30 protein-coding genes and 1 pseudogene are annotated in these 26,027 nt (G+C 65.1%); 10 read left to right on the forward strand and 21 right to left on the reverse strand.

Going from position 1 to position 26,027, the window contains the following annotated elements:
- Nucleotides 1-95: 95 nt before the first annotated feature.
- The gene (locus LWC34_RS13610) at nucleotides 96-1,121 is read left to right on the forward strand and encodes a glycosyl hydrolase family 18 protein (RefSeq protein ID WP_233725414.1); all 1,026 of its coding nucleotides are present in this window, start codon (nucleotides 96-98) and stop codon (nucleotides 1,119-1,121) included.
- Here LWC34_RS13610 and LWC34_RS13615 read toward each other — a convergent pair.
- On the reverse strand, nucleotides 1,111-1,713 hold the full coding sequence (locus LWC34_RS13615) for an alpha/beta hydrolase (protein ID WP_233725415.1): 603 nt from the start codon (nucleotides 1,711-1,713) through the stop codon (nucleotides 1,111-1,113). The two genes, LWC34_RS13610 and LWC34_RS13615, sit on opposite strands and share 11 nt — an antisense overlap.
- Complete coding sequence (locus LWC34_RS13620; RefSeq protein WP_233725416.1) at nucleotides 1,710-2,693, reverse strand: ring-cleaving dioxygenase; 984 nt, start codon at nucleotides 2,691-2,693, stop codon at nucleotides 1,710-1,712. Before LWC34_RS13620 ends, LWC34_RS13615 begins: the two co-directional genes overlap by 4 nt.
- A 95-nt stretch (nucleotides 2,694-2,788) precedes the next feature.
- Between LWC34_RS13620 and LWC34_RS13625 the strand changes: the two genes are divergently transcribed.
- Nucleotides 2,789-3,244, forward strand: a complete 456-nt coding sequence (locus LWC34_RS13625) for a MarR family winged helix-turn-helix transcriptional regulator (protein ID WP_233725417.1) — start codon at nucleotides 2,789-2,791, stop codon at nucleotides 3,242-3,244.
- A 43-nt stretch (nucleotides 3,245-3,287) separates the two neighbouring features.
- A complete protein-coding gene (locus LWC34_RS13630) occupies nucleotides 3,288-3,758 on the forward strand; it encodes an ATP-binding protein (RefSeq protein WP_233725418.1) in 471 nt (156 codons plus the stop codon).
- On the opposite strand, the gene LWC34_RS13635 is transcribed toward LWC34_RS13630, so the two are convergent.
- The 3 genes from LWC34_RS13635 to LWC34_RS13645 all read right to left on the reverse strand — a co-directional run bounded on the left by LWC34_RS13635 (nucleotide 3,739) and on the right by LWC34_RS13645 (nucleotide 4,811).
- On the reverse strand, nucleotides 3,739-4,074 hold the full coding sequence (locus tag LWC34_RS13635) for a DUF6292 family protein (RefSeq protein WP_233725419.1): 336 nt from the start codon (nucleotides 4,072-4,074) through the stop codon (nucleotides 3,739-3,741). The two genes, LWC34_RS13630 and LWC34_RS13635, sit on opposite strands and share 20 nt — an antisense overlap.
- Nucleotides 4,075-4,256: 182 nt before the next feature.
- Nucleotides 4,257-4,496: a hypothetical protein gene (locus LWC34_RS13640; protein ID WP_233725420.1), complete on the reverse strand. Its 240-nt coding sequence runs from the start codon at nucleotides 4,494-4,496 to the stop codon at nucleotides 4,257-4,259.
- Between the two features lie 75 nt (nucleotides 4,497-4,571).
- Complete coding sequence (locus LWC34_RS13645) at nucleotides 4,572-4,811, reverse strand: hypothetical protein (protein ID WP_233725421.1); 240 nt, start codon at nucleotides 4,809-4,811, stop codon at nucleotides 4,572-4,574.
- A 101-nt stretch (nucleotides 4,812-4,912) separates the two neighbouring features.
- Between LWC34_RS13645 and LWC34_RS13650 the strand changes: the two genes are divergently transcribed.
- Nucleotides 4,913-5,590, forward strand: a complete 678-nt coding sequence (locus LWC34_RS13650) for a hemerythrin domain-containing protein (RefSeq protein WP_233725422.1) — start codon at nucleotides 4,913-4,915, stop codon at nucleotides 5,588-5,590.
- On the forward strand, nucleotides 5,587-6,198 hold the full coding sequence (locus LWC34_RS13655; RefSeq protein ID WP_233725423.1) for a TetR/AcrR family transcriptional regulator: 612 nt from the start codon (nucleotides 5,587-5,589) through the stop codon (nucleotides 6,196-6,198). The genes LWC34_RS13650 and LWC34_RS13655 overlap by 4 nt, the downstream gene beginning before the upstream one ends.
- A 51-nt stretch (nucleotides 6,199-6,249) precedes the next feature.
- Here the strand turns inward: LWC34_RS13655 and LWC34_RS13660 are convergent, their stop codons facing one another.
- The 5 genes from LWC34_RS13660 to LWC34_RS13680 all read right to left on the reverse strand — a co-directional run bounded on the left by LWC34_RS13660 (nucleotide 6,250) and on the right by LWC34_RS13680 (nucleotide 12,413).
- A complete protein-coding gene (locus LWC34_RS13660; protein ID WP_233725424.1) occupies nucleotides 6,250-9,327 on the reverse strand; it encodes a WD40 repeat domain-containing protein in 3,078 nt (1,025 codons plus the stop codon).
- Nucleotides 9,303-9,956 carry a helix-turn-helix domain-containing protein gene (locus LWC34_RS13665; RefSeq protein ID WP_233725425.1) on the reverse strand — a complete coding sequence of 218 codons (654 nt, stop codon included), beginning with the start codon at nucleotides 9,954-9,956 and terminating at the stop codon, nucleotides 9,303-9,305. Before LWC34_RS13665 ends, LWC34_RS13660 begins: the two co-directional genes overlap by 25 nt.
- A gap of 298 nt (nucleotides 9,957-10,254) precedes the next feature.
- Nucleotides 10,255-10,965, reverse strand: coding sequence for a carboxylesterase family protein (locus LWC34_RS56865; protein ID WP_284051442.1), 711 nt, complete (start codon nucleotides 10,963-10,965; stop codon nucleotides 10,255-10,257).
- Between the two features lie 27 nt (nucleotides 10,966-10,992).
- The gene (locus LWC34_RS13675) at nucleotides 10,993-11,823 is read right to left on the reverse strand and encodes a transposase family protein (RefSeq protein ID WP_233722716.1); all 831 of its coding nucleotides are present in this window, start codon (nucleotides 11,821-11,823) and stop codon (nucleotides 10,993-10,995) included.
- A gap of 161 nt (nucleotides 11,824-11,984) precedes the next feature.
- Nucleotides 11,985-12,413 carry a carboxylesterase family protein gene (locus tag LWC34_RS13680; protein WP_233725426.1) on the reverse strand — a complete coding sequence of 143 codons (429 nt, stop codon included), beginning with the start codon at nucleotides 12,411-12,413 and terminating at the stop codon, nucleotides 11,985-11,987.
- A 19-nt stretch (nucleotides 12,414-12,432) separates the two neighbouring features.
- Here LWC34_RS13680 and LWC34_RS13685 point away from each other — a divergent pair, with 19 nt between their 5' ends.
- On the forward strand, nucleotides 12,433-13,371 hold the full coding sequence (locus tag LWC34_RS13685; protein ID WP_233725427.1) for a LysR substrate-binding domain-containing protein: 939 nt from the start codon (nucleotides 12,433-12,435) through the stop codon (nucleotides 13,369-13,371).
- Here the strand turns inward: LWC34_RS13685 and LWC34_RS13690 are convergent.
- From LWC34_RS13690 to LWC34_RS13710, 5 genes and pseudogenes are all read right to left on the reverse strand, one after another.
- Nucleotides 13,296-14,126 (reverse strand): annotated as a pseudogene (locus LWC34_RS13690) (amidohydrolase family protein); the annotation flags it as partial. The gene LWC34_RS13685 and the pseudogene LWC34_RS13690 overlap by 76 nt on opposite strands.
- 1 nt (nucleotide 14,127) lies before the next feature.
- Entirely contained in the window at nucleotides 14,128-14,649 is a 522-nt protein-coding gene (locus tag LWC34_RS13695; RefSeq protein WP_233725428.1) for a 3-hydroxyanthranilate 3,4-dioxygenase, read from the reverse strand.
- Nucleotides 14,650-14,655: 6 nt separating this feature from the next.
- Nucleotides 14,656-15,069 carry a RidA family protein gene (locus tag LWC34_RS13700; RefSeq protein ID WP_233725429.1) on the reverse strand — a complete coding sequence of 138 codons (414 nt, stop codon included), beginning with the start codon at nucleotides 15,067-15,069 and terminating at the stop codon, nucleotides 14,656-14,658.
- Nucleotides 15,066-15,809, reverse strand: a complete 744-nt coding sequence (locus LWC34_RS13705; RefSeq protein WP_233725430.1) for a 2-keto-4-pentenoate hydratase — start codon at nucleotides 15,807-15,809, stop codon at nucleotides 15,066-15,068. The genes LWC34_RS13700 and LWC34_RS13705 overlap by 4 nt, the downstream gene beginning before the upstream one ends.
- A gap of 5 nt (nucleotides 15,810-15,814) precedes the next feature.
- Nucleotides 15,815-17,266 (reverse strand): 2-hydroxymuconic semialdehyde dehydrogenase, encoded by a 1,452-nt coding sequence (locus tag LWC34_RS13710; protein WP_233725431.1) that lies wholly within the window; start codon nucleotides 17,264-17,266, stop codon nucleotides 15,815-15,817.
- A 182-nt stretch (nucleotides 17,267-17,448) separates the two neighbouring features.
- Between LWC34_RS13710 and LWC34_RS13715 the strand changes: the two genes are divergently transcribed.
- Nucleotides 17,449-18,753: an MFS transporter gene (locus tag LWC34_RS13715; protein ID WP_233725432.1), complete on the forward strand. Its 1,305-nt coding sequence runs from the start codon at nucleotides 17,449-17,451 to the stop codon at nucleotides 18,751-18,753.
- 41 nt (nucleotides 18,754-18,794) lie between these two features.
- Here the strand turns inward: LWC34_RS13715 and LWC34_RS13720 are convergent, their stop codons facing one another.
- Both LWC34_RS13720 and LWC34_RS13725 read right to left on the reverse strand, forming a co-directional pair.
- The gene (locus LWC34_RS13720) at nucleotides 18,795-19,061 is read right to left on the reverse strand and encodes a hypothetical protein (RefSeq protein WP_233725433.1); all 267 of its coding nucleotides are present in this window, start codon (nucleotides 19,059-19,061) and stop codon (nucleotides 18,795-18,797) included.
- A complete protein-coding gene (locus LWC34_RS13725; protein WP_233725434.1) occupies nucleotides 18,986-19,768 on the reverse strand; it encodes a serine hydrolase domain-containing protein in 783 nt (260 codons plus the stop codon). Before LWC34_RS13725 ends, LWC34_RS13720 begins: the two co-directional genes overlap by 76 nt.
- Before the next feature lie 59 nt (nucleotides 19,769-19,827).
- On the opposite strand from LWC34_RS13725, the gene LWC34_RS13730 reads away from it, so the two are divergent.
- Nucleotides 19,828-20,679: an IS5 family transposase gene (locus LWC34_RS13730; RefSeq protein ID WP_233722595.1), complete on the forward strand. Its 852-nt coding sequence runs from the start codon at nucleotides 19,828-19,830 to the stop codon at nucleotides 20,677-20,679.
- A gap of 27 nt (nucleotides 20,680-20,706) precedes the next feature.
- On the opposite strand, the gene LWC34_RS13735 is transcribed toward LWC34_RS13730, so the two are convergent.
- On the reverse strand, nucleotides 20,707-20,883 hold the full coding sequence (locus LWC34_RS13735; protein ID WP_233725435.1) for a hypothetical protein: 177 nt from the start codon (nucleotides 20,881-20,883) through the stop codon (nucleotides 20,707-20,709).
- Between the two features lie 187 nt (nucleotides 20,884-21,070).
- Here LWC34_RS13735 and LWC34_RS13740 point away from each other — a divergent pair, with 187 nt between their 5' ends.
- Nucleotides 21,071-22,147 carry a calcium:cation antiporter gene (locus LWC34_RS13740; RefSeq protein ID WP_233725436.1) on the forward strand — a complete coding sequence of 359 codons (1,077 nt, stop codon included), beginning with the start codon at nucleotides 21,071-21,073 and terminating at the stop codon, nucleotides 22,145-22,147.
- 58 nt (nucleotides 22,148-22,205) lie between these two features.
- On the opposite strand, the gene LWC34_RS13745 is transcribed toward LWC34_RS13740, so the two are convergent.
- Nucleotides 22,206-23,408: a hypothetical protein gene (locus LWC34_RS13745; RefSeq protein ID WP_233725437.1), complete on the reverse strand. Its 1,203-nt coding sequence runs from the start codon at nucleotides 23,406-23,408 to the stop codon at nucleotides 22,206-22,208.
- An 11-nt stretch (nucleotides 23,409-23,419) separates the two neighbouring features.
- Complete coding sequence (locus tag LWC34_RS13750) at nucleotides 23,420-24,931, reverse strand: alkaline phosphatase D family protein (protein WP_233725438.1); 1,512 nt, start codon at nucleotides 24,929-24,931, stop codon at nucleotides 23,420-23,422.
- Between the two features lie 241 nt (nucleotides 24,932-25,172).
- On the opposite strand from LWC34_RS13750, the gene LWC34_RS13755 reads away from it, so the two are divergent.
- Nucleotides 25,173-25,511, forward strand: a complete 339-nt coding sequence (locus tag LWC34_RS13755) for a hypothetical protein (protein ID WP_233725439.1) — start codon at nucleotides 25,173-25,175, stop codon at nucleotides 25,509-25,511.
- A 6-nt stretch (nucleotides 25,512-25,517) separates the two neighbouring features.
- On the opposite strand, the gene LWC34_RS13760 is transcribed toward LWC34_RS13755, so the two are convergent.
- Nucleotides 25,518-25,886: an MmcQ/YjbR family DNA-binding protein gene (locus tag LWC34_RS13760; protein ID WP_233725440.1), complete on the reverse strand. Its 369-nt coding sequence runs from the start codon at nucleotides 25,884-25,886 to the stop codon at nucleotides 25,518-25,520.
- Between the last annotated feature and the right edge of the window lie 141 nt (nucleotides 25,887-26,027).

Raw genomic sequence — 26,027 nt, forward strand, 5'->3', positions numbered from 1 at the left:
TCGTCGGGACAGTCGGTGTGTTTTCAGGCAGCGCGTTGTGGTCTAAGGGGTGATCTTTTCCGGCAACGTAAGCACTGTTGAGCAGGCTGTGGGGCATGAGGATTTCCACAGTCGGCGCGATCGTGGCCGTGCTCGTCGCAGGGGTGGCCGGGCAGGCGAGCGCGGGATACGACCAGCCGAGGCCGATCCCGAAGCACGTGCTCGCGCCCTACTTCCAGGCCTATCTGCCGGGCGATCCCGGTGATCTCGCGGAGAAGTCCGGCGCACGCTACCTGAACCTGTCGTTCCTGCACACGAACAAGCCGGGGGAGTGCGAGGTCTACTGGAACGGCGTCCCGGCCGCGCAACCCGGCTATCTCGAGGGAATCGCGAAGATCCGCCGAAACGGTGGCGACGTCATCCCCGCGTTCGGAGGGGCGTACGCGGGGGAGACCCACACCGAGATCGCGGACAGCTGCGCGGACATAGACGCGATCGCGGCGGCGTACCAGAAGACCGTGACCACGTACAACGTCAGCCGTCTCGACATGGACATCGAAGGCGACTCCTTGTACAACACCGCCGCGATCGACCGTCGCAACAAGGCGCTGCGTAAGGCGCAGGACTGGGCCAAGGGGCAAAACAGGCCGCTGGAGATCGTCTACACGATCGGGACCGGGCCGCACGAGCCCAATCTCGACGGCATCAAGCTCGTCCGCAACGCCATAGAGAACGGCGTCGACGTACGCATGGTCAACATCATGACCTTCGACTTCTTCGACAACAAGCAGCACGACATGGCACAGGACGCGATGACTGCGGGCGAAGCTCTGGTCAAGCAGCTCAAAGAGCTGTACCCGAGCAAGAGCAACGCCCAGCTGTGGAACATGGTCGGTATCACCGCGATGGTTGGCCTCGACGACTACGGCGCCAACGGCGAGACTGGCCCCAAAGAGGTCTTCACGCCAGCCAATGCCATCGAAGTCACGGTATGGGCGTGGCTCAAGGGCATCGGACAGCTGTCGTTCTGGGCCCTGGCCCGGGACAACGGGAATTGTCCCGGTGAGCACAAAGAGGACTGTTCCGGAGTCGAACAGGCGCCGTGGCAATACACCCGCACAATGCGGCTGTTCACGCACTAAGCCATCGGCGAGCCTTTTCCACAGCTTCCAGGGTGATCTGGTGGCCGCCGGGGTGACGGTGCACGGTGACATCCACCGACCGTTCCCGCAAGCGCGCCACCAGGTCCTCATTGGACTCAAGCGGTGCCATCGGGTCACGAGTCCCGTTGGACAAGAACACCCTGCTACCGGTGAGATCCAAAGCCGGGGGAGAAGGGACCGGCAACATGGAGGCGAACGCGACCATCTCGGTCAACGCATCCGGTCGCAGCAAAACCGTTGCCACGCCGATGTTCGCGCCGTTGGAGAACCCGACACCGACAAGGCGACGATCCGCTAGGTCGTACTGTTTGACCGCCGAAACCACGAAGTCGGCTAGCTCATTGGAGCGGTAAACCACATCCTCGTGGTCGAAAACGCCTTCCCGAAGCCGACGAAACCACCGAGGCATACCATTCTCGCGAACCTGACCAGCGGGCGCGAGAATGGCCGAGCCTGGACTGAGCTCCCTGGCGAGACCAATGAGGTCGGACGGAGTGCCGCCCGTGCCATGTAACAACAACAGCACGGGCTTGTCCGAATCGCCTTGCTCATAAAGGTGTTCGAGGCTCATCGCGTCGCCAATTTCTCGGCAACCGCCGGGTTGTTCTCGTCCGGCAGGTTCAGTTTCACCAGACCGGCCGCGATCTCGTCACGGTTGGGCTCCAGCCACGGCGGCAGCTTCAGCGCGCGACCAAGCTCAAGCAGTGGTTCGTCCACAGTGAACCCGATGTCGTCGGTGGCGACCTCGAACAAGGTGCCGCCCGGCTCACGGAAGTAGATCGAGTGGAAGTACTGCCGGTCCAGGATCGCCGTCACGTTCACGCCGTCGTTCACCAACTCCTCGCGCCAGGCCTGCTGGGTCGCGTCATCCGGCACGCGCCACGCGACGTGGTGCACGGTCCCACCGGCGACCAAACCCCTGGGCGCGCCAGGCGTGACAAGCACATCCACCAACGCTCCGGGGCCGCCGTCTCCTGCGGCAAACCGAAGCCGGTTGCCCTCTTGGTGCTTGAACGTCAGGCCGAGACCATCGGTGAGCATCTTGGCGGTGTCCGCCTCATCAGAAACCGACAGTGTCACGGAGTGTAGACCGCGGATCGCGTGCTCGCCGGGAACCAACGCGGTGTCCCACGGGTTACGTGGGTCGTCCTGCTTGTGCGCGACAAGCGCGATGGTCAGACCGTCCGGGTCGTCGAACGACAGCGTGTCTTCCTGGTCGCGGTTGGTGATACGGCTCGTCCGCACGCCGACCTCGGCCAGGTGCTCGCTCCACCAGCCGATCGAATCGGCGGGCACGGAAAACGCGGTCGTGGTGGCCTGGCCGGTGCCATGGCGGCCGTTGGCGACGTGGTTCCACGGGAAGAACGTCATGATCGTGCCCGGTCGGCCGGCTTCGTCACCGTAGTAAAGGTGGTACACGCCCGGGTCGTCGAAGTTGACCGTCGTCTTCACCAGTCGCAGCCCGAGGGTGCGGGCGTAGAAGTCGACGTTGCGTTGCGGGTTGCTGACGATGGCCGTGACGTGGTGCAGACCGTTCGTCTTGATCGCCATGACTGCCTCCTGGGTCGCTCTCTGAGAAGAATCTAATCCGTAAACATCTTGCGCACAAGATATATTCCAGCGAGCGGTGGCGGTATGGTGTGCCCATGCCGGATATCGGGGACGACGAGATCGTCACGTGGTGGGGCCTGGTGATCGAGGGCTACCAGGCCACGCAGGACCGCCTGCTCGCAGAGATCGCGAGCCGCCTCGGCCTCGCGCCCGGTCCCTTCGACATCCTGCTGCGGCTGCTGCGCTCACCCGGACACCGACTGCCGATGACGCGCCTTGCCAAAGAAGCGGCGCTGAGCAGCGGCGGCTTCACCAAGGTCGCCGACCGGATGGCCGAGGCCGGGCTGATCCGTCGCGAACCAAGCGAAACCGATCGGCGAGTCACGCACGCCGTGCTGACCGACCATGGCCTTGACATGGCTCAACGCGCGAGCAAGCTCACTTCGGAAGTGCTGCGGGAACGCGTATTTAAGCCGTTGGGTCAGAAGCGCTCGACCGAACTCGCCGAGGCGATGCGGACCTTGCGGGCAACTAATGGGGCACAGGAGTAGGGGGAGATCTGCGCGATGAACCGCAGACTGCGAATATACGAACGTGCCCACGGCGTCAGACCCTGATCAGCTGCCCGCGATGGGGCTGCGTTTCGAGCTGACGGCCGAATGGACGGCGCCGTCGCTCGCGCGTAACCGGGTCCGGCAATGGCTTGTGGCGCAGGACTGGTCCGCGGCGGCCGTGGACGATCTCGTCCTGTCGATCAGCGAGGCCGTCAGCAACTCGGTCGAACACGGATACGGCATCGCGGTCGACGGGCCAGTGCAGGACTTGAACAGCGTGGTCGTGGTCGAGGGTTCGGTCGTGGACGAGCCAGGTGGCTACCGGCGGGTCGTGCTCACGGTCGTCGACCACGGGCATTGGCGAGAACCCGACACCGGGCCGACCAACCGGCGCCAAGGCCTGCGGATCATGCGGGCGTGCACCGAGGAGTTGACCGTCACGCATTCGGCGGACGGGACCAAGGTCGTGCTGCGCAGCTGGCCGATCCCGGTCAGCCGGCCTTCTCGTTGAGCGATCCGACGAACCGCAGGACCGTCGCAGGCTCGGGCCGCTCGGGGCCGTACAGCTTGGCGACGATGATCGATTCTTGGCCGTCGCCCGGATCAAGCGCCGCATGCCACCCCGTGCCCTCGTCCCACAGCAGTGCCAGATCCCGGCCGGGAAACTGGTCGAGCCGGTGGTCGAGCGCCATGTAGACCTGGGAAGGTCTGGTGGTGTCGACGCAACACGACTCCATACCGATCCCGAGCCGGGCCGCAACCGACGCCACGTACGCTCGCAGGCCGCGACTGTGCGAGTCGTAGTCGTCCACGAGCGCGTCGTTCATCGCTTCCTCCCATCCACTGGCCACATGAGAACATCCGGCGCCCTTGTCCAAACGGGTCGTGACGATCTACGCAGCTGGACGCCACGACGATGTACGCCCGCCGCGGGAGGGGGGCCGCGGCGGGCGGGGAGATGAACGCGATCCTCCAATCACGGGTGTGCTTGCACTGTCCTTTGTAGAAGTCAGCCTCGTCGAGGCGGTGCGCGTTCCCGTTCCTCCACTGCGCAGGGGATGTTCGGCGACACGACCGGCAACCGGTCGCGCGGCGGCTGCGCAGGCCGATGTGGACGATGGGAACGTGGTGCGGGAGAAGGGAAGTTCGCCTCGACGATGGCGTCGAACTCGGCTCGCAGCCACTCCGGGTCTGCGAGCATGATCTCCGCGAACTCCCGCTGTCGCGGCAACACGCTCCTGTATGGCATTCTCGATCACTCCCAGGATGGCTACACCGGGTCCTTGACCGACATATTTCTTATAACCAGCAACCCCTTGCGGTGTCAAGCCCCGGATGTCCGATCGGCTGGCGAAGTCAGTAGAGTGTCGGCGTCGGTCAGGACCTGTTGCACAGCACGGGGTTCGTTGATCAACTCGGCGCCGCTCGCCCGCGCGTCGGTGACGATCCGGTAGCTATCTATGATCGCGGCTTGGCTCGGTGTCCTTCCAGCACCGGCAACACCGGGCTCGGCATGCTCGATCGCGGCGCTTGGCGGCTTGGCGAGCGAGTGCGTCGGCTTCATTGGAGCCTTGATTCTGGCACCTATTCGCCGGAGTAATGGTTCGGTCAATTGGATGACGTTATATTCACCGCAACAGCTCTCTATCCAATTTGAGGTTCACCGTGTTCATCGACCCGACCGCGCCACAGGACAAGCCGGAGACCCAGCAGATGCTGGTGATCCACAAGGTGATGCGCCGCGAGTTCGACGTACTGCCAAAGCTGGTGGCCGCCGTCCCGCCCGGTGACGTACGGCAAGCCAAGCGGGTCGCGGGCCACGCCAACCTGCTGTTGATGTTCCTGCATCACCACCACGACAGCGAGGACCGGATGCTGTGGCCCGCGATGCTGGCCAGGGCGCCGATGGACGCGGCGACCGTGGAAAAAGCGGAGAAGCAGCACGAGGTCGTGGCCGGACTGATCGAGACCGTCCAGGCGACCGTGAATCGCTGGCAGACCGGGGCAAGCGAGAGCGTCCGTGACCACCTGGTCGGCGAGTTGCGCCAGTTGTACGACGCCCTGATCGAGCACCTCGACGACGAGGAAGCCGACATCCTGCCACTGGTCCACGAGCACGTGACGGTCGCCGAATGGGACGCGACCACACGTGACGCGGCCGAGGGCATGCCGAAGAACCCCAAGATCGGCCTGCTGATGGCCGGGATGGTCCTCGAAGACGCCACCCCAGCCGAGCGCGTCTGGTTCTTGGGCGAACTGCCGCCGCCCGTCCGGCTGGTCTGGCGAGCGGTCGGCGAGCGTATGTATAACCGCTACGTGCACAGCGTGCGGCAGGACCGATGACCCGTAGTTACCACTCGCCTCGCCGGGAACTGGCCGCGTCGGCCACCAGAAACGCGATCCTCGACGCGGCCGAGGCCCTGTTCGCCGAACTGGGCTACCCGCGGACAACGATCGCGAAGATCGCCGCGGCCGCCCAGGTCTCGTCAAACACCGTCTACCAGAGCATCGGCGGGAAACCACAGCTGGTCAGCGCGATCGCGGACCGGTCTGCTGACGACCCGCTGATCCATCACAGCCTCAAGACGATCGAAGAGGCGACCACCGGCCACGCGGTGATCAACGAACTGGGCTTGTCCGGTGGCCGCCTCGTACGCACCCAACTGCGTGCCATCTCGGTGGTCTGGGACAACGCGGTCGTCGATCCCCTGGTCGCAGCCGTGGCCGAGCGCACGAAGGAACTGTTCATGGTCCGGCTGCACCAAATCGTCGCGCGCCTGCGGTCACTGGACGCGCTGCGCGAGGGCATCGACGACGATCAGGCGGCGCAAATCCTGTACTTCCACTTCACCCCAGACGCATGGCGCAGACTCCGTGACTTCGGCTGGACATGGGAGCACGCCACGGATTGGCTTGTGGCACAAGCGGAAAAGGCATTGCTCGCCGACTAAACCTCGTGAGTGGTTAGACGCGTTAGAGCGCGTCTAACCACTCACGAGGTGCTAGCAGGGGTTTTGGTGCGGCAGCTCTGGCACGAACTGGGCCCATTCCTCCTCGGTGAAAGTCCGCGCGATCGTGTCGCAGATGCCGCTGGCGACACGTTCAGGATCGGTCTCCCACATGATGATCGTGCCGTCAGCGCCCGCGGTCGCCAGGGTTTTGCCGTCTGGGCTGAACGTGACCGCTCGCACCCCGGCCAAATGCCCGGTCAATCGGGCCGACACCGCACCACGTTCGACGTCCCACAGCAGCACAGTGTTGTCCGCGCTGGTGTACGCGATCGTCTTGCCGTCCGGGCTGAACGCCAGCCCGTGGAAGTACGCCTCCTTGTGCCCGGTCAACCGGTTGATCTGCTTTCCCGTGGCGACATCCCACAGGATCACGGTCTGGTCCGCGCTCGTCGAGGCGAGAATCTGCCCGTCTGGACTGAACGCGACACTCCGTGCCCAGCCGCTGTGACCGCTCAGTTGCGCCTTGCGGGACCGCGTCGCCACGTCCCACACAGTGATGAAGTTGTCGTGATCGGCAATGGCAACCAGCCGTCCGTCCGGGCTGAAGGCGATTCCGGTCGCCACCGCGCCAACGTCCAGAGTGGCCAGTTTGCGGCGATTCGGGACGTCCCACAGGATCGCGGTCTCGTCTTTGCTCATCGACGCGGCCGTCCGCCCGTCGGGACTCAGTGCCACATCCATGATCCCGCCGGTGTGGCCGGCCAAGCTCGTCGGTGGTTCGGATGTTGTGGGGTCCCATATCTCCAGGTCGTTGCCGGGTTGCCCGATCGGTATCCGTGGATCCTCCAGCCCGGTCACGATTGTGCGGCCGTCCGGGCTGATCGCCACGCCGTTCACCATCACACCGCTGGGGTTCAGGATCTTCTGGGGCGTGCGACTCTTGACGTCCCAGAGCGTGCGGTGGCCGTCGCCGACACTGACCAGGGTGCGGCCGTCCGGGGTGAACTCGAGGTCGTGCACCAGTCTGCCCGGCGGGCTGGTCAACGCGGCTGCCCGCGGGTCCCAGACGATGATCTTGCCTTCTTCGCCCGCGGACGCGAGCTTGATTCCGTCCGGGCTGAAGGCCAGTGTGTAGACGTTGGCCTGGTGACCGGCGAGCACGGCCCTTGGCACGCGATTGGGAAGGTCCCACAGGCGCACGACGAGGTCGTTTCCGGCACTGGCGATCGTTCTGCCGTCCGGGCTGAACTTCAGGGAGATCACCGCTTCGCCGGAGTGCCCGGTGAAGGTCGCGATCTCGGTGCGGGTTCGCACATCCCATACGTGTACTTCCGCGCCCCTGCCAGCGGACGCGAGCATCGTGCCGTCCGGGCTGAAGTCCAAGGTCCTGACTTCGCCCATGTGCCCAGCGAGGGTCGCCAGCCGTGTCCGGCTCGGAATGTCCCACAGGACAAGGGTTTTGGCTTCGTCGCCGGTGGCGAGTGTCTTGCCGTCCGGGCTGATCGCGAGGCCGCCGATCGCGGCCGTGAAGTCGGTGAACGTGGCTACGTTCGCGCGTTGTGCCACGTCCCAGAGGCGCACTGTCTTGTCACTGCTCGTCGACACGACCATCCGGCCGTCCGGGGTGAAATCGACTTCCCTGATGATGTCCGTGTGCCCAGTCAACGAGCCGATGGACTCACGCTTCTCCAAGTCCCACAGCATGATCCGGTTGTCGTCGCCGCCGGTCGCCGCGAGCTTGCCGTCCTGGCTGACTCCGATCGCCTTGATCCACTCGTTGTGCCCGGTCATCGCCGCGATGCGGGTGCGGCGCACCGGATCCCACCGCGCGAGGGTCCGGTCCTTGCCTGCGCTGAGGAGCGTTCCGTTCGGCAGAAACGCGAGTTCGGACACGGGACCCTCGTGTCCTTGGATCTCGGTGCGGTACTCGCGGTGCCCGGACATGCTCATCAGGGCACTGCGCGCTTCGAGTGTCGGCGCGGTGCGGTACGCGTGCAGGCTGAGCAGTTTCGCCCGGCCTGGATCGGATTCCGCGATCGTCAACGCCTGTGTGGCCAGTTGCCGGGAGACCGCGACCCGTTGTGCTTGTTCGGCGTCGTCCCGCTCACGTATCGCGATCACCGAGATCGCGGTGACGACGATCAATAACACAGCCAGACCGGCCGCGAGATAACGCAATTGCCGCGCTCTGCGCCGGTCCTTCGCGGTTTCCCGTTCCTCTTGATCAACACTCGCGGTCAGAAATGCGCGCTCGACCGGATTGAGTGAGGCGTTCTCCTTGCCTGCCCATTCTTTGGCGACGACGAGCCGGGAGCCACGATAAAGCGCGCCCGGATCCTGTTTGAGCGTGGACCATTCCTGCGCGGCCTCGGTCAGATGCCGATGTGTCCGCAGTCCTTCCCGGTCGACCGCCAGCCATTGCCGCAACCGTGGCCACGCGCGGATCAACGCTTCGTGCGCGATTTCCACGGCATTGTCGGCAATCGTGATCAGACGTGCCTCGGCGAGGACATCGACGACGTCGGCCATGTCGTCGTCCACTTCGGATCCGGTGATCCTACGTTTGGTGTCCTCTGTGCCTTCGCCGAGCGCGGTCAGACGCAGGAAAAGGTCTCGTACCAGCAGTTTCCGCTCATCACTCAGGCCTGAGTAGACAGTCTCGGCGGTGTGTGCGAGCGCACCGTCGATACCTCCGGCTGCTTGGAAACCGGCGAGGGTGAGCGTGTTTCCCTTACGCCGAAGCCACGTCTCTCGTAGTGCATGCGACAACAGTGGCAGCACACCGGCATTCCCTGAGGCCTGTGCGACAAGTTCGGCCAACAACGCGCCTTCGACCGCGCAGCCAGCCCGGACCGCGGGCTGAACAATGGCGCGCCGCAACTCATCCGTGGTCATCGGGCCGACCGCGACCTGTGCGTCCGCCATGGCGGCAACGAGATGCGGGTGCTGCGTGCAGTGGCCGTAGAAGTCGGCACGCACGCCGAGAACCACGCGCGCACGGCTGTTCGGGCTGTTCACGGCGGTGAGCAACAGATCGATGAACCTGGTGCGCTCGGCCTCGTCACGGCAGAGCGTGAACGCCTCCTCGAACTGGTCGACGACGATCAGCAGGTCCTCGTCCACCGCCATCCGCACGGCTCGGTGGAGATTTGCGCGTCTGCCATGAGATCGGTGTACAGCTGACCGGGAGCGGTACCAGCCAGACGCGCGATGTGGACTGCCGTCTCCTCAACCGGGTGCGGGCCAGGAGTGAACAACACCACCGGTCCCGGCCACCGGGGAACCAAACCGGCGCGCATCAGCGACGACTTGCCCGCGCCCGACGCGCCGAAGACAGCCACGAACCGCTGGCGCGTCATGCGTTCGGCGAGTTCGTCGACGAGTCGCTCGCGGCCGTGGAACCACTCCGCGTCCTCCGGCTGGAACGCCGCGAGGCCGACGTACGGCGACTGAGTGTCCGATTCGCCTGGTACCGCTTCAAGTTCGGCGATCGCCGTCTCGGCCGCGACCTCGTGCCACCGCTGCTCCCACTCGGCCTCGTCCCCGCCACACACCCGCACGTAGGCCAGGGCCACGTTCAGACTCGGCAGTTGACGGCCGTTGGCGGCACTGGACAGCGTCGTCACCGAGAAATGCGCCTGTCTGGCGAGCTCCCGGTACGTCGGATTGCCGGCTTTCTGTCGCAACAACCGCAGGTCGGCGGCGAATCGCAACAGTGCCGAATCGCCCGTTGCCAGCGGACGCTCAGCTCTCGGCATGGTGTTCCTCCAGCAAGCGATACCGGCGCGCGTTGTTCCCGGTTTGTTTGTTCGGTGCGCGACGGTCGATACGGAACAACCTATCCACGATTAGATCAAGCAACGGCAGTCGGGGTCACCCGGTAACCGTGAGAGATCGAAGAGTGGCACAAGGAGAGGCGCGAATGCACCGCAAGCACGACGATCGGGAGTGGCACCACCGCGAGGTGGCGCCGCAGACGGTCTGATCGACGTCAGCCGAACGCACCCGAGGGCATCTGGGGGTTCTCGGGTGCGGCTCATCGTCGCGTCGAAGTTTTCACAGCCATTCGAAAGGCAAATGGTCAACGGGCTTGGGAACGCCGGTCTTGGCGAACGACAGCCAGGAAGCGCGGATCTGCTGGCCGAGCCGGTCCACCTCGTCCCACGGGACGTCGCCGAGCATTGGCGAACCGGCCCACGCTGCGGCCGATCCGAGCAGTAGCGGCAGCTCCACGCAGTGTGTCGACCCGAACGGGGAACCGGCTGGCCGCCAGGAGAGGTGGTACGGGAAGACCTGGGCGCCGCGTTCTTTCAGCGAGGCCGCGAAGCTCAGTTCGGGATCGGCGAAGAACCCGCTGTCGAGGGGTCCGCCGAACGCGGCAAGCTCGTCGGAATTCCACCCGTATATGACGTCGATCCCGGTCAAATCCCGTGCTTCCCACCCGGTCGAAACCGGCCGGAATGGTAGTGGGATATTCGCGCCCTTGGTTGCCGGATTCTCCGAATTAACCCGGTGCAACCCGTTCAGGATTTCATCTGGCGACGCTGAAATCGGGTCGCCTTCGAGATAGCCGAGGAATGTCTTGCTGACTTCGGTGGCGTCTTGGAAAGAGAGCGGATTCACGATTCGTGGGTCACTCTGGATGATGGCTCGGCGGAACAGTCGCTCGGGATGGTCCAGCAACCAACGAATGGACATCGCGCCCGCGGATTGCCCGAAAACTGTCACCTGTGACGGGTCGCCGCCATAGTGGGAAATGTTCTCCATTACCCATTGAGGTGATCTCAGCGACTTTCACGCGATCTTGCCGTGTTCGAAATGCGTGAGGACAAGGGCGGCTTTGATGATGTCGCCGATCTTGCTGGGGTTGGCGGTGAGATGCCGCAGGCTGCGCCAGCGTTCGGTGAGTAGGGCGAAACCACGTTCGCCCAGACACCGTAGGCCACGCAGCAGAGCGTTGCGTGTGCGGGTGTCCACGTCGAGGACCTGGCCATCGGCAGGCTGTTTGACCGGGGTGTGCACGCCGATGCCGGCACCGTCGTAGCCGCCATCGGCCAGCGTCGGCAGATCAAGGTGCGAGGCGGCCCAGTACAGCGCACCCAGCACATGCTCGCGCGCCACGGTCAAGTCATGGAGTGAACCGGGCTCGACATCCGAGACCCACCACGGAAAACCGTCCGGCGCGCACAGCGCTTGGATGTTGCCGCCGTGCTCGCGGGCTTTGCCGGAGTACCACAGGTCGATCGGCTCGCCTTTCACGCTCAACGTTTTCTCGCTACAGCGATCGGCGGAGAAGACCTTTCCATCGAGGATCACGTAGGCCGTGCCCTCATCCTTGGCCCGCTGCAGGGCCTCATGCAGGTCCGGCGCCTGCTCGGCGAGCACGATGACGACCTCATCCAAGTAGCGGTAGCCGGTGGCGCGGGAGATGCCGTGATCGCGAGCCAGGGCGGGGACGTCGGTGTTCTGCCGGAACCAGCGCAGGCCCAGCACCGCGTGGCGAAAGCAGGTCAACGCCCTGCTGTTCTTGCGGGTGCCGCGTCGGCGGCGTTCGGCGTGCAGCAGCCGGCTGAGGTAGAGGGCCAGTTCACGCGGGACATCGAGCATGGCACGATACGCAATCACGGGGAGCCTTCTGGTCCGGACTTGATCTTCGCAAATCCAGTTCTACCAAGGGCTCCCCGCCCATCTTTCCCCGGGTCTCACCACTCCCCAGCACATCGACCAGCGCTCGTCCGAGCAGCTTCGCGGCTCAACAAACGAACCAGAATCTTGGTGAGATTACCTCATTGCAGGGCTGCCACTTGGTCGTGCAGGCCGAGGTTGCCTGGGCTGACTCCGTCGGCGAAGAGGTAGCCGAAGACACCGAGCCGGTAGTTGATGCTGACGACCACGACGTTGCCCTCGGCGGACAACGTGGAGCCGTCGTACCAGTCGAACAGCCCGCCGCCGCCCAAGAATCCGCCGCCGTGCAGGAACACCATCACCGGACGCTGCCCGGCGTCCAAGGCAGGAGTGGTGATCGACAGGTTCAGGCAGTCTTCGCCCTGTGGGTGGGCGTCGTGTGGCGGGCCCATGACGTGTTCGAGGCGTGACCGTGCCTGCGGGCAGATCTGGCCGCTTGACTGACTGGAGTCCACCCGTTCTGGCAAACCGAAGCGTTTCGCCTCGGCATACCGGATCGGACCGGTGCGGACAACCACGATCCACTCCACTCGGGACTATTGTCGTGCCATGAAAACGCCACGCCTGCTGGACGGACGCTTGAAACTGCGGCACCTCGTGCTGTTGGACGCGTTGCTGCGCCAGGGAAGCGTGGTCGGCGCCGCGGTGCAACTGCATGTCACCCAACCGGTGGCAACGCGCGGCCTGCACGAGCTCGAAGAGATCCTTGGCGTTACGCTGTTCGACCGCGGCCCTCGCGGCATCACCCCGACGGTCTACGGCGCCGCGTTCGCCGAACATGCCAGGGCCGTCCTCGCGCAGTTGACCGAAGCTGGCAGGCACATCGTCGAACTGGCCGACGCGGTCAGGGGGACCGTGGTGGTCGGCATTCACCTCGCGGGCTCGAACATGTTGCTGCCAAGGGCAATCACCAAGATCAAGGCTGACCATCCATATCTGACAGTCGTCGTCCGGGAGGCCGCGCCCGAGCCGCTGCTGGTCGAGCTGGTCGCTGGACGGGTCGACATGATCGTCGGGCGGCTCACCGCGCCGTCGGACGAGCAGATCGAGCGCCGCAAGCTTTACGACGAGTTCGTCGACCTGATCGTCCGGCCGACGCATCCGCTGGCCGGACGGACCGGGATCGCGCCTGCCGAGCTCGGCGAGTACCCGTGGATCCTGCCTGGCCAGGAGACCGTGCTGCGCCGCGAGCTGGAGGAGTTCTTCGCTCGCAACGGGATTCCGTTGCCCGCCAACCGGGTCGAGGCGACGTCGTTCCTGACTGTCCGGGAACTGTTGCTGGCCAACGACGTCATCGCCGCCCTGCCAAGTCTGATCGCGCGCGGCGAGCCGAAATTCGCCCGGCTGGACGTCTCGCTCGACCAGATCGGCCACAGTGTCGGGTTGACGCTGCCCACCATCACGCTGTCCGCGCCGACGGTGTCGACCAGAAGGCGCAGCGCGCGTTCGTCGAACACCACCGAGTCCACTGCGAACCGTCCAATGTAGTGCGACGGCGGGAACTCGGACGTGCCGATCACGTCGTGCCGGTGGTGCCAGGCGTTCTCGAACCGGCCGAGCCAGAACGCGAACGACCCGCCGCCGTGCGCGAAGCAGATCTTCAGCCGGTCGTCGATCCGGTCGAACACGCCACCGAGGATCAACGCCAGGATCGACAGGTGCGTCTCGGCGGGCATGCCCGTCAACCACTGCGCCATCCACCGGTCCGACCGCGGCGAGCTCACCATGTCCCACGGGTGCACGAACACCGGCACGTCCAGCGAAGCACAGTGCTGCAGGAACGTGACAACGCCTTCGCTGTCCAAGTCCAGATCGCCGATGTGGTTGCCGATCTCCACGCCACGGTGTCCATTCGCGACACAGCGGTCCAGCTCGCGGCACGCGGCATCGGTGTCCTGCAAGGGAACCTGACAGAACGGCAGGAGGCGGCCGGTTGCCGGTAACACGATCTCCAGCGCGCGGTCGTTGAAGATCCGGGAGATCTTCGTGGCTTCCTCGGCCGAGCGGCCGTAGTTGAAGAACGCGGGAGTGGGGGAGACCACCTGGATGTCCACGCCGTCCGCGTCCATATCGGCCAGCCGCAGATCCGCGTCCCAGCAGTTGGCCTGGATCCGGCGGAACTCCTTGGACCCCAGCATGATCATGGCGTCCGATTCGGACTCCATTCTCAGCCACGGTGAATCGGGACCGAGGTCGAGCGCCTGCCAGCCGTTGGGCACGTAGTGTGTGTGGATGTCGATCATGTCAGCCCTTGCCTGGGTGTAGTGCGCCGCACTTCGGGCAGGTCCGCGCCGCCTCGGACTTGTAGAACTGTTCGAACACCGGCGGCAGGTCGGCGACGATGTCACGCACCTGCAGTTCGACCTCGTGGATCATCGCGTCGCAGTCCATGCAGTACCACTGGAACCGTTCGCGCTTGCCTTCCTCGCGGACCCGTTCGATGACAAGGCCGACGGAGTTCGGATCGGGGCGCTGCGGGGAATGCGGGGTGTTGCCTGGCAGCAGCCAGGTTTCGCCTTCGCGGATGTGCACGGTCCGTGGGCCGTCATCGGTCATCACGTCGACGTGCATGTCGCCCTTGATCTGGAAGAACCACTCCTCGTACGGCTCGTGGTGGAAGTCCGTGCGCTTGTTCGGGCCGCCGACGATCTGCACGATGAAGTCGTCACCCAATGCCATGGTCTTGTTGTTCACGGGCGGTTTGAGCAGGTGCCCGTGCTCGTCGATCCAGCCGTGGAAGTTGATCACTGGCGGGAGTTCTGCCATGGTGATTCACCTCGTTTTCCGTGCGATAGCCTGTATCTCGATCAACAGATGCGGATGCGGCAGCTGATGGACCGCCACTGTCGTGCGCGCTGGTCCGTTCTCGTCGAAGTACTCGGCGTACACTTCGTTGTAGCCACCGAAGTCGTTCATCGACACCAGAAACGTCGTGATCTGAACGACGTCGGCGAGACTGGCGTCCACTTCGGACAGGATCCGGCCGATGTTCTCGATAACGGCACGGGTCTGCGTCCGGATGTCCAAATTGGTCGTACCGAGTTCGTCGACTTCCACGCCCGCGAACGAGTTGTCCGGCAGCCGCGAGCTCGTCCCCGATACGAAGATCATGTCGCCGGACACCTTGACGTGCGGGAACCGGCCGCGTGGCTTGGCTAGGCCCTGGATCGTCCGTGCGTCGGTCATGATTCTCCAATGAACGAAACCGCGCCAAGGCCATCGATCCGGCACTCGACCGGGCCAGGAGTCAACGGGATCGCCGCGGTCGCGGCACCAGCCAGGATGACGTACCCGGCCCGCAGTTCGATTCCCCTGCGCTTGGCGACCTCCTCCAACGCGGTCAGTGCCCGGGCGGGGTCGCCGAGGATCGCACTGGTCGAGCCCGTGACCTCGGCCGAGCCAACCTCCAGGCGGACGGACCGGTTGTTCACGTCACCGAACTCCTGCCAAGGCCCGATCACATATCCGGCCGCCGAGGTGTTGTCCGCGACGACATCGGTGTAGGTGAACCGGAAGTCCCGGTAGCGCGAGTCGATGATCTCGACCGCGGCCGCTACGGCGTCCACACAGGACTCGATGGGCACGCTGCCGTCGACGTCGCGTGCCAGCCGGTAGGCGATCTCCGGCTCGACCTTCGGATGAATGTACCGGCTGATGTCGATCAGGCTGTCCTGAACGTGCGCCATCCCGTCGGTGATCCGGCCGACGATCACCTCGGACACGCCCATCTGGGCCATCTTGGCCTCGCTGGTGAATCCGAGTTTGACCCCGGTCAGCGTCTCTCCCCGGGCCAGCCGCCGGTCGACCACGGCCTGCTGGATCTCGTACGCTTGGTCGATGTCGATCTCGTGGGTGTCGGCAAGGCTCGGGGTGTCTTCGGCGTTCAGCTGTGCGCCGTCAAGGCGCTCGGCGAGTTCCTCGATCATGCTGCTCACAATGCCACGCATATGTTCGTCGGCTCGGTGTAGAACTCCATCGCGGACATTCCTCCCTCACGCCCGATACCGGACATCCCCATCCCGCCGAAGGGAGACCGCAGGTCACGCAGGAACCAGGTGTTCACCCACGACATGCCCACGTTCATCGCCTGCGCGACCCGGTGCCCGCGCCGCAGGTCGTTCGTCCACACCGAGGCGGCAAGGCCATAGTCGGTGTCGTTGGCCAGATCGATGGCTTGTTCCTCGCTGTCGAACGGGATCAGTGCGGCCACCGGCCCGAAGATCTCCTCACGCAGCGTCCGGTCCGAATTGGACAGACCCGTCCACAGCGTCGGCTCGATCCAGGAGCCACCGTCCAGATCCGCGCCCAGCTCAGGCACGCCGCCGCCGGTCAGCACCTTCGCGCCTTCCTGCTCGGCGAGCGCGAGGTAACTGCGGACCTTGTCCCGGTGCTGCTGGGAGATCAGCGGCCCGGTCGTGGTGCTCTCGTCGGTCGGGTTGCCGAGTTTGAGGGCTTTGGCTCGTTCGACCAGTCCGGCGGCGATGTCCTCGAAGATCGGGCGCTGGACGTACACCCGTTCGGTGCACAGACAGACCTGCCCGGTGTTGGTGAAGATCGCCCGGCTCAGGCCGGTCACTGCCTCGTCCAAGTCGACGTCGTCGAACACCACGGCGGCGTTCTTGCCGCCGAGTTCGAACGACACCGGCCGCACACGCGGCGCGACCGTCTGCATGACACGCGTTCCGGTAGCCGTGGACCCGGTGAACGTCACGCCATCGATCCCGCGATGTCCGGCCAGCGCGGCGCCCGTGGCACCAAAGCCGTGCACGACGTTGTACGCGCCTGCGGGCAACCCGGCGTCAGCCAGGACCTCGGCGAGCAGCGTCGCGGTCGACGGGGTGAACTCGCTCGGCTTGACCACCACGGTGTTGCCGCACGCCAGCGCCGCTGAGACCTTCCAGGTCAGCAGGAGCAACGGGAGATCCCACGGCACGATCACCGCGACCACGCCCAACGGTTTCCGCACCGCGTAGTTCAATGCCTGCTTGCCGCCGGGAAGGTCCGTGAGAAACGATTCTTGCCCGGCCGCGGAAACGACATCGGCGTATGTCCGGAAATTTGCCGACGCCCTGGCGACATCCAGTTCTCTGGCCAGAACGACCGGTTTTCCGGTATCCGCGACCTCGGCCGCGACGAACTCGTCGAAGCGGGCTTCGATCCCGTCGGCGGCTCGGCGCAGCACCGCGGCCCGCTCACGGACCGGGGTCCGGCCCCATCCGGCGGCCGCGGCCCGTGCCGCGGCGACCGCCTGGTCGACGACATCGGCGTCGGCCTCGTGCACGGTCGCGAAGATTTGGCCGGTCGCGGGGTTGGTCTTGTCGAAGGAGTGGCCGGGTTCCGGATCGATGAACCGCCCGCCGACGAAGGTGCGGATCGCTGTCATAGTTCCACTCTTGCGCGCCTGGTCATGCCCCACAAATGCGTATCCAGGCTGGCGGTATACCCACATGGCTATGGCTCGATATACCATGCGGGCATGGCTACGCCGGTGTTGGGTATTTGTGCGGGAATGTCATCCGGGTCACGCTCTTCGCCATTACCGCAAATCGACCCGGGTAGGCGACTATGGGCGAATTAGCCACCGCATCGCGACGAAAGGTCGCACTGGCGACTCTGACCGGCGCGACATTGGAATGGTACGACTTCTTCCTTTACGGCACCGCGTCGGCACTGATCTTCAACCGGGCCTTCTTCCCATCGTTGTCGCCCGCCGCTGGCACACTGGCCGCCTTCTCCACGTTCGCCGTCGGGTTCATCGCCCGGCCGCTCGGTGGGCTGGTCTTCGGCCACTTCGGTGACCGGATCGGCCGCAAGATGACCCTGGTGGTGTCCCTGATGCTGATGGGCATCGGGTCGACGCTGATCGGCGTGCTGCCCGGCTTCGCGACGATCGGGGTGTGGGCGCCGATCCTCTTGGTGGCGCTGCGGGTGGTGCAGGGCGTCGGCCTCGGTGGCGAGAACGCGGGCGCGAACCTGATAGCCCTCGAGCACGCGCCGGACGACAAACGCAACCGGTACGCGGGTTTCCCGCAGATGGGCACGCCAGCAGGTCTCGTCTTGGCCAACACGGTCTTCCTGATCACCAGCGCGACGATGTCCCCCGCGGCCTTCACCTCGTGGGGCTGGCGGATCCCGTTCCTGCTCAGTGGCGCGCTCGTGATCGTCGGCCTGATCATCCGGCTGCGCGTGACCGAGACCCCGTCGTTCGCCAAGGCCGTTGCGGACAAGGCGATCGTACGTTTCCCGTTGAAGGAAGCGCTGTCCGTCGGCGTCGGCAGGCTCGTACTGACGTTGCTGCTGCTGATCGCCAGCTCCGCGGTCGCCTACCTGTTCATGGTGTTCAGCCTGTCCTACGGCACCACCCAGCTCGGCCTGAACCGGCAGTTCCTGGTTTTGACCGTGACCGGGGCGTCGGTGTTGTGGTTCCTCACCATTCCACTGTGGACATGGCTGGCCGACCGCAACGGCAGGCGCGGCCTGTTCCTGTGGGGCTCGCTGGTGACCGTGGTGTGGGCGGCGGCGTACTTCCCGATGATCAACACTGGCAACACCGCGGTCGTGGTCACCGCGATGCTCGGCATGGGAATCATCATCTCGATCACGCACTGTTTGCAGGGCGCGATCGTGGCCGATACGTTCCCCGCCCACGTCCGCTACTCGGGTTCGTCGCTGTTGCTGCAGCTTGCCGCGTTGCTCGGCGGCGGCCTGGCGCCGGTGATCTCGACCGCGATCCTGACCTCGACCGGCGGCACAGCCGGTGTGAGCGTGTACATCGCGGGCGTGTGCACGGTGAGCCTGCTCGCGGCCATCGCCGTTTTCCGCCTCAACCCCTTGCCCGCCAAGGCAGTCGTGAGCCCGGCAGTCGCATAGAGCTCCCGGTGGGGTTGGCGCCGCCAACCCCACCGATGCCATCAGGCGTCCAGCGCGAGACCGCGTGCACCGAACTCGGCTTCGAGAATCCGGTCGAAGACGGGAAAGCCGGAATAATCATTGGCGATATGGGCAGCCACGGTGTGTTTGCGGTCCGGGGTGCCCATCACGAAGGTGTTGGTTCCCATGCTCGCACCGGAAACGTCACGCAGCACCTGCCCGTCGGCCAGCGTCAGATCGTAGAGCCCCAGCCCGTAACGGGTGTTGGCCAGCCAATTCGAGCCCGCGGTCGACACGGTGTTCCACATGTCCTCATGCTGGGCCTGGGGAGCAGGGTGCCGGTGGTGATCGCGGTGAAGAACTGGATCAACTCGTCCAGCGGTGCCACGGCATTGGCCGCACCCCAGCCCCACGACGTGTTCACTTCGGTGGTGTCCAACGGTTCCAGCGCCGGGTCCTCCATCATGGACGGCCAGTTCTCCGGCGTGACATCCTCAGGGCGCACGCCTTCGGCGAGGAACACCTTGGAGAACAGCCTCGGGTGCCTGCCGCGGTATCCGGTTTGCTCGCGGTGCCGCATGAAAGTGTTGGTCAGGCCGAGCGGTTCGGTCACCGCCCGGTCCACTTCGGACTCGAAGGCGTTGCCGGTGACCTTCTCCACGATCGCCGCGGCGAACGCGAAACCGCCGTTCGAGTAGCGGAACTTCTCGCCGGGAGCGCCGATCGGAGGTTGTGAGGTGGCGAGTTCGAGCACATCCGAGGGCTGCCACACGTCAAACCGGTGCTTGGCGAAGGCGGACCTGATCGTGTACCGGCGCTGCACCTCGAGTGCGATCCCGGTGGCGAACAGGCCACTGGTGTTGGACAGCAGCTGCCGAATGGTGACCTTGCTGCCGTCGTAACCGTTGTCCGTCATCGCGCCGGGGAGCCATTGTTCGACGGTGTCGTCGATGTCCGACCGGCCTTCCGCCGCCAGCTTCGGCACGGTCGCGGCGGTGTAGGCCTTAGAGGGCATCTGATCTTGGTTGGGGCGATATGTCTGTGTCGGGTGACGGCTGATACCTTGATCAACTTGTGGGGTCCCGGCGTGCGTACCGCAGCGACTTGTCCGATGCTCGCTGGGCGTTGATCGAGCCAACGCTGACGGCGTGGCGTGCTGCCCGGCGTGGGCCGGGAACCGTGATGCGCGTGCATGACTTGCGGGAGATCGTGAACGCGATCCTGTACGTGTGCCGGACCGGGATCGCCTGGGAGTATCTGCCGCACGACTTCCCGCCCTGCAAGACGGTTTATGACTACTACGCCAAGTGGGAAGCCGATGGCACAACGGAAACGCTGCATGACCTGTTGCGTGACCAAGTCCGCGTCGCGAAAGGCCGCGCTGCTGCCCCGACGGCGGCGATCATCGACTCGCAGAGCGTGAAAACCTCCTGCAATGTCAGCGAATCCAGTCAGGGTATCGACGCGGGCAAGAAGATCAAGGGCCGCAAACGGCACATCGCCACCGATGTGCTCGGCCTGCTGCTGGCGGTAATCGTGACCGCGGCGTCGGTGCAGGATTCCGCTGGCGGGCAACAGGTTCTCGATCATCTCGCCGCTGCGCATCCGACCGTGTCGGCGGCATGGGTGGACGGCGGCTACAACAACACAGTCATCCGTCATGGAGCCCAGCGGGGTATCCGGGTTGAGGTCGTCAAACGCCCTTCTGCCAAGGGATTCCACGTGTTGCCCCGGCGGTGGGTAGTGGAGCGCAGTCTGGGCTGGCTGATGCAACACCGCCGACTCGCGCGCGACTACGAAGCCCTGCCCCAGCGGTCGCGCACGATGGTCCACTGGGCGATGACTAACATAATGAGCCGCACCCTGACCGGGGAATCCACCCAAACCTGGCGAAACGATCCACCCAAAGCAGACATTCTTGCCTAACTAAGATCAGATGCCCTCTTAGAGGCGCTACCGGTGTGCAACTGCTCGCCTGGTACCCGTGTCGCGCCGGTCGTCGGGTCGGCGTGGCCCGCGGGATCCGAACCATGTGCCGTTCTCGTCCTTGATCTGCACGGCGACGCTCGGCGCACCGGCCTCGGTCACTGCCCAGTCAAGAACCTCGCGTACTTTTTCGTAGCTCGTCATGGCGTCCATCGTGCTGAGCGGCGATGACAGGCCTCTGACAGCGCGCTTACAGCCGCTCGTCAGACATGACTCTCGTCACTCTTGCAGACGATAATTCCGGCGCGGCATCGTGATCCGATTTCAGGAGTCCACAAGGGACATTCATGTTGATGTGATCTCGGCCGCGTGATGTGCGAATGTGTACGGTATGAGAGCCGTGATCCGGTCCTGGCCGCTGAGTGTCCCGCTGTTCGCGTTGGTCGTTCTCGCACTGACATGGGGCGTTTTCCTGCCCGTCATCCTGGTGATCATCGTGGCTGCGGCGCTCGCGGGAGCCGTGTCCACGGCGGTGCATCACGCGGAGGTGGTCGCGCACAGGATCGGGGAGCCGTTCGGCTCCCTCGTGCTCGCGGTGGCGGTGACTGTCATCGAGGTCGCTTTGATCGTCACCTTGATGGTCTCGGGTGGTCCGGCGACCGCATCGTTGGCCAGGGATACGGTCTTCGCGGCCGTCATGATCACGTGCAACGGGATCGTCGGTATCGCTTTGCTGATCGGTGCGACGCGGCATCGCGTGATGGTCTTCAATGCCGAAGGGGCAGGCGCCGCACTGGCGACTGTCGTGACGCTGGCGACGCTGAGTTTGGTGCTGCCGACGTTCACGACGAGCAAACCGGGACCGGAGTTCTCAACAGGTCAGCTCGTGTTCGCGGCAGCCGCGTCGCTGGCTTTGTACATCCTGTTCGTGTTCACGCAGACCAAGGAGCACCGCGACTTCTTCCTGCCGGTCGGTGTGTCCGCTGAGGAGGACCACGCGCCGCCGCCGACCGCCAAAGCCGCGTGGATCAGTCTTGGGATGCTGCTGCTGTCGCTGGTCGCGGTCGTCGGGCTGGCCAAGGTGGAGTCGCCCGCGATCGAGGCCGGGGTGGCGGCGGCCGGGTTCCCGCAGTCCTTCGTGGGTGTGGTGATCGCGTTGCTGGTCTTGCTGCCGGAGACGTTCGCTGCGGTTCGCGCCGCCAGGCGGGACCGGATGCAGACGAGCCTCAACCTGTCGTTCGGATCGGCGATGGCGAGCATCGGGTTGACGATCCCCGCCATCGCCGTCGCGACGATCTGGCTGGACGGCCCGTTGGTGCTTGGGCTCGGACCGACTCAGATGGTGTTGCTGGCGTTGACTTTCGTCGTCGCGATCCTGACCGTCGTGCCAGGCCGGGCAACACGGTTGCAGGGCGGGGTGCACCTCGCCCTGCTCGCCGCGTTCCTGTTCCTGGCAATAAACCCCTGATAGACCCTCGTGAGTGGTTAGACGTGTTCTAACCCTGCTAACCACTCACGAGGGATTTTCAGCCCCAGGTGCTGTTGTTCAGGCCCGTGCCGAGGTAGACCTGGTCGTACGTGTTGCCGTCGGCGTCATCGGTGTAGGTCATGAAGATCTGGCCCCACGCGTTGACGCCGACTGCGGGTTCTTCCTGGCGGAGGGCCAGGTTGGTGTTCGCGGTGATCCGGGGCTGGCGGCCGGCCGTCGAGCCGTCCGGGTTGAGGCCTTGGACGAAGATGTCCTGGCCTGCCGTCCAGTTCACCACGGCTGCCCGCTGGTCGTCGATGCCCACCTGCGGGTCGGTACCGGGCACGTAAGTGTCCTCTGTGGATGATGCCGCACCGGTCGCGGAGAACGAGCGGACACCGATCTGCCCGGTGCCGGTGTGGTTGGTCTCCCAGCCGACCACATAGTCACCGTTGAAGTTGGCAGCGATCGACGGGCGCCGCTGCTGGCCATCAGTCGTCGCGTTGACCACCGCCTGTGCCAGTTTGACTGTGCCAGTCGGTGTGAAAGCCTTGCGTGCCACGTTGAATGCGCCGTCAGCGTCCGTGTCCTCATCCCACGCCACGATCGCGTTCTGGGCCGCGCCCATCGCCACGTCCGGACGCTGATGCGTACCGCCAGTCGCGTTCACCGGGACCTCGTAGCCCTTGGCTGTGATCGAGTTGAAGCCGGACAATCGGACAGTCGGTGCCGCTGTGCCCTGCTTGTCCTCGAACGCGACCGCGAATCCGGGGCCGTCTGGGTCGGCAGCCACCGATGGGTTGATCTGCTGCCCGTCGGAGACGGCGTTCGCCACCGCCGAACCCGTGACCGTGCCCGCGGTGTTCAACGTGCGCACGGCGATCTGGTAATACCCGTTGCCATCCTTGTCATCAGCCCACACCACGACCGCCGTGCCGTCATCGTGCAGCGAGACATCGGGATGTACGTGGCTCCAGTTGCCTTCGCCGCTGTCGGACAGCTTCTTCTCGTACAGCGAGGCGCCATCCCGGTACACGCGGACCCAAACATCGCTGTGTACAGGGTTTTCCGGCGCCGAGGTGTCGCGGTCGTCCTCCCAGACCACTGCGACGTAACCGTTTCGCACGGCCGAGATCGCCGAGTTGTCCTGGTCGCCGGTGGAGGCGCTGTTGGCCGCCGCCCACGTGATCGTGCCGTCAGCGAAGGCCGTGCCGGTCAACCCGAGCATGGCGATCGCGGTGATTGTCAGTACGCGCTTCATGTTCATCCCCATCACGGCGCCTGCAGACCGGGGTTTCCGGCCTCGATCACGTAGCTCTGCACGGTCTTGATCGGCATGTCCCGGACCGTGATCTTGTCGACGCACCGGAAGTCCACGTTCATCTGGGTCGGGCTCACCCTTGTCCGGACGTACCCGCGCAGGTTCTTGAAGAACTTCACATGCGGGTTCGTCGGGGTCACACCGGTCTGCGACGCGTCGCCGTCACCGTCGGAGGAGACGGAAGTGGTGACCAGCTCGGTACCGATGATCTTGTCCTGAGTGGAGTAATTGTTCATCAGGTTCGACGCCCACGAGCGGTGCACGTCACCAGTCAGCACGACAGTGCTCGTGTTGCCACGCGCCTGCCAGCCGTCCTGGATCCGCTTGCGGTTGGCCGTGTAGCCATCCCACGCGTCCATGCTGCGCTTGCCGTCCGCAGCCAGCTTCTGCGCGAAGAACACCTGCTGGCCGATGATGTCCCACGTGCCAAGCTTCTGGCCCATACCGTCAAGCAGCCACTGTTCCTGTGCGTTGCCGGTCAGCGAACGGTTCGGCGCGTCGGCGTCCGGGCAGATCTGCGAGCCGTCACCGCACGCCTGGTCGCTGCGGTACTGACGCGTGTCGAGCATGTGGAAGGTCGCCAGGCCACCCCAGTTCACCCGGCGGAACAGCTGCATGTTCTCGCGCACCGGCGCCTGCGCGGCACGCAGCGGCATGTGCTCGTAATACGCGCGATACGCAGCCTCACGGCGTGCACGGAAGTCACCCGCTGGTCCTTGACCCTCTTGGCGCACAAGGTTTGCGTAGTTGTTCTCGACCTCATGGTCGTCCCACACCACAACCCATGGCGCGGCCGCGTGCGCCGCCTGTAGGTCGACGTCCATCTTGTACAGGGCGTGCCGGACGCGGTAGTCGGCCAGGTCGGTGATCTCGGTGGACGGGTTGTGTGCACGCACGCGGTCAGCCGTGGCGCCGCTTTCGTAGATGTAGTCGCCCAAGTGCAGGATCAGATCGGGGCGCTCTTCGGCCATCCGGCGGTAGGCCGTGTAGTAGCCCATCTCGTAGTGCGCGCAGGACGCGAAGAGCATCGTCAGCGCGGAACCCGAGCCTGCCGCGGGCGCCGTGCGGGCGCGTCCGACCTGCGAGATGTGGCCGTCGGCGCGGAATCGGTACCAGTACTCACGATCCGGCTGCAGACCGGCTGCCTCGACGTGCACGGTGTGCGCGGAGGCCTGCGTGGTCGTGACCGATCCGGAGGCAGCGAGCTGGCTGAAGGCCTGGTCGAGGCCAACCTGCCACTCCACGGTGACCGGGGTGTTCGGCATGCCGCCGAGGCCGTCGGCGTTCAACGGTCTTGGCGCAAGACGTGTCCATAAAACGAAGCCGTTCGCGGTGGGCTCGCCGGACGCAACCCCGAGGGTGAAGGGGTAGGCCAACGCGCTCGCGGGGCTCGCGCCGATCAGCGGAGCACCCGCGGCGGCAAGGCCACCGACGAGGAACGTCCTTCGATGCAGTCGGGTCATGGGGCTCTTATTACCGGCGCTCAACCAGCGGTGGAAGCGTCGATGTGACTATTTGCAGGAGGTTGTTCTCACGTCTGGCCGCTCGTCCCGGAGTGGCCATATAGCGATATTCGTACACGTTGACAGCCTTCACGGTACGTAGGCGGCGTTAGCCCTGTCAGGTCACACCGGGTGACCGGAGTCGGTGATATCCGGTGTGGACACTCGGAAATCGCAGGCCACAGGCGTTACCGTGCCGGATATGAGCCACCAGCCCCACGTCCACACCGGTGAAGACCGCGCGATGGGTCATGCCAGGGTCGAATTCGCCGAGATGCTGTTCGCGGAAGCTTCGGATGTCGGTGCGGCGCCGCAACCGGCCACGGAGCTGACCGCGCAGGTCCAGGCGTCGGCGATGCTGGCCGTCTACTACGAGATGCGGCATGGCAACGACCTACGCGCCGCGCACATCCGTGCATTGGAGCAGCACAGGCTTGCCTTGGAGGAATACGCCGACAGGGTGTCCGAGGGGCCCGCGTTGCTCACGTCGGTCTCCGGCGGAGAGCCGGGATTGCCGCCCGCTCGTGAACCGATGGACTGAGCCTGTCTACCGCTTCCGCGATCGTTTCTTCACTGGCTTGAACGGCAAGGCTTCGACGAGTTCGTCCGGCGCGGTCAACCGCCACGCCTCGTAGACCAATTCGGACAGCTCGTCGGCCTCGATGCGGTCCAGGTACACCACGACCCAGCCGAAGCCGCCGGAGGTGAACTGCTCCTCGAACACGTCTGGCCGTTCCGCGACCAACGCCAGTTGTTCGGACACGGTCTGCTTCAACCCGACGGTCTGCGTGCGCGGCCAGAAGTATCCGAACTTCTTGCCGTGCACGCTGAAAGACGTCCACTTGCTCGCCTCGGACCGTTCGACATCGGTCAGCCCGTCGACGATCCGGTGGAACTCATCACTGTGCACTGCCACGCCCAACCCCCAAAGTCCGCCGGGAGGAGTTTAGGCGGGGACCCCTCCCGGCTTCTCGTGGGTACGGTCGCGGGGCGACAGGGGAGTGGGTGATCGGGTGACCAGGCGGCCGCGGTGCTCAGGCGCGGCCGCTGTCGCGTG

This window comes from Kibdelosporangium philippinense (assembly GCF_021390435.2).
Classification (GTDB): Bacteria; Actinomycetota; Actinomycetes; order Mycobacteriales; family Pseudonocardiaceae; genus Kibdelosporangium; species Kibdelosporangium philippinense.

Bases quoted from the DNA above. Each gene is read 5' to 3' on its own strand.
- LWC34_RS13610 (WP_233725414.1), top strand. From the start codon at position 96: ATGAGGATTTCCACAGTCGGCGCGATCGTGGCCGTGCTCGTCGCAGGG.
- LWC34_RS13615 (WP_233725415.1), bottom strand. From the start codon at position 1,713: ATGAGCCTCGAACACCTTTATGAGCAAGGCGATTCGGACAAGCCCGTG.
- LWC34_RS13620 (WP_233725416.1), bottom strand. From the start codon at position 2,693: ATGGCGATCAAGACGAACGGTCTGCACCACGTCACGGCCATCGTCAGC.
- LWC34_RS13625 (WP_233725417.1), top strand. From the start codon at position 2,789: ATGCCGGATATCGGGGACGACGAGATCGTCACGTGGTGGGGCCTGGTG.
- LWC34_RS13635 (WP_233725419.1), bottom strand. From the start codon at position 4,074: ATGAACGACGCGCTCGTGGACGACTACGACTCGCACAGTCGCGGCCTG.
- LWC34_RS13640 (WP_233725420.1), bottom strand. From the start codon at position 4,496: ATGCCATACAGGAGCGTGTTGCCGCGACAGCGGGAGTTCGCGGAGATC.
- LWC34_RS13645 (WP_233725421.1), bottom strand. From the start codon at position 4,811: ATGAAGCCGACGCACTCGCTCGCCAAGCCGCCAAGCGCCGCGATCGAG.
- LWC34_RS13655 (WP_233725423.1), top strand. From the start codon at position 5,587: ATGACCCGTAGTTACCACTCGCCTCGCCGGGAACTGGCCGCGTCGGCC.
- LWC34_RS13660 (WP_233725424.1), bottom strand. From the start codon at position 9,327: ATGGCGGTGGACGAGGACCTGCTGATCGTCGTCGACCAGTTCGAGGAG.
- LWC34_RS13665 (WP_233725425.1), bottom strand. From the start codon at position 9,956: ATGCCGAGAGCTGAGCGTCCGCTGGCAACGGGCGATTCGGCACTGTTG.
- LWC34_RS56865 (WP_284051442.1), bottom strand. From the start codon at position 10,965: ATGGAGAACATTTCCCACTATGGCGGCGACCCGTCACAGGTGACAGTT.
- LWC34_RS13685 (WP_233725427.1), top strand. From the start codon at position 12,433: ATGAAAACGCCACGCCTGCTGGACGGACGCTTGAAACTGCGGCACCTC.
- LWC34_RS13695 (WP_233725428.1), bottom strand. From the start codon at position 14,649: ATGGCAGAACTCCCGCCAGTGATCAACTTCCACGGCTGGATCGACGAG.
- LWC34_RS13700 (WP_233725429.1), bottom strand. From the start codon at position 15,069: ATGACCGACGCACGGACGATCCAGGGCCTAGCCAAGCCACGCGGCCGG.
- LWC34_RS13705 (WP_233725430.1), bottom strand. From the start codon at position 15,809: ATGATCGAGGAACTCGCCGAGCGCCTTGACGGCGCACAGCTGAACGCC.
- LWC34_RS13710 (WP_233725431.1), bottom strand. From the start codon at position 17,266: ATGACAGCGATCCGCACCTTCGTCGGCGGGCGGTTCATCGATCCGGAA.
- LWC34_RS13715 (WP_233725432.1), top strand. From the start codon at position 17,449: ATGGGCGAATTAGCCACCGCATCGCGACGAAAGGTCGCACTGGCGACT.
- LWC34_RS13720 (WP_233725433.1), bottom strand. From the start codon at position 19,061: ATGTGGAACACCGTGTCGACCGCGGGCTCGAATTGGCTGGCCAACACC.
- LWC34_RS13725 (WP_233725434.1), bottom strand. From the start codon at position 19,768: ATGCCCTCTAAGGCCTACACCGCCGCGACCGTGCCGAAGCTGGCGGCG.
- LWC34_RS13735 (WP_233725435.1), bottom strand. From the start codon at position 20,883: ATGACGAGCTACGAAAAAGTACGCGAGGTTCTTGACTGGGCAGTGACC.
- LWC34_RS13740 (WP_233725436.1), top strand. From the start codon at position 21,071: ATGAGAGCCGTGATCCGGTCCTGGCCGCTGAGTGTCCCGCTGTTCGCG.
- LWC34_RS13745 (WP_233725437.1), bottom strand. From the start codon at position 23,408: ATGAAGCGCGTACTGACAATCACCGCGATCGCCATGCTCGGGTTGACC.
- LWC34_RS13750 (WP_233725438.1), bottom strand. From the start codon at position 24,931: ATGACCCGACTGCATCGAAGGACGTTCCTCGTCGGTGGCCTTGCCGCC.
- LWC34_RS13755 (WP_233725439.1), top strand. From the start codon at position 25,173: ATGAGCCACCAGCCCCACGTCCACACCGGTGAAGACCGCGCGATGGGT.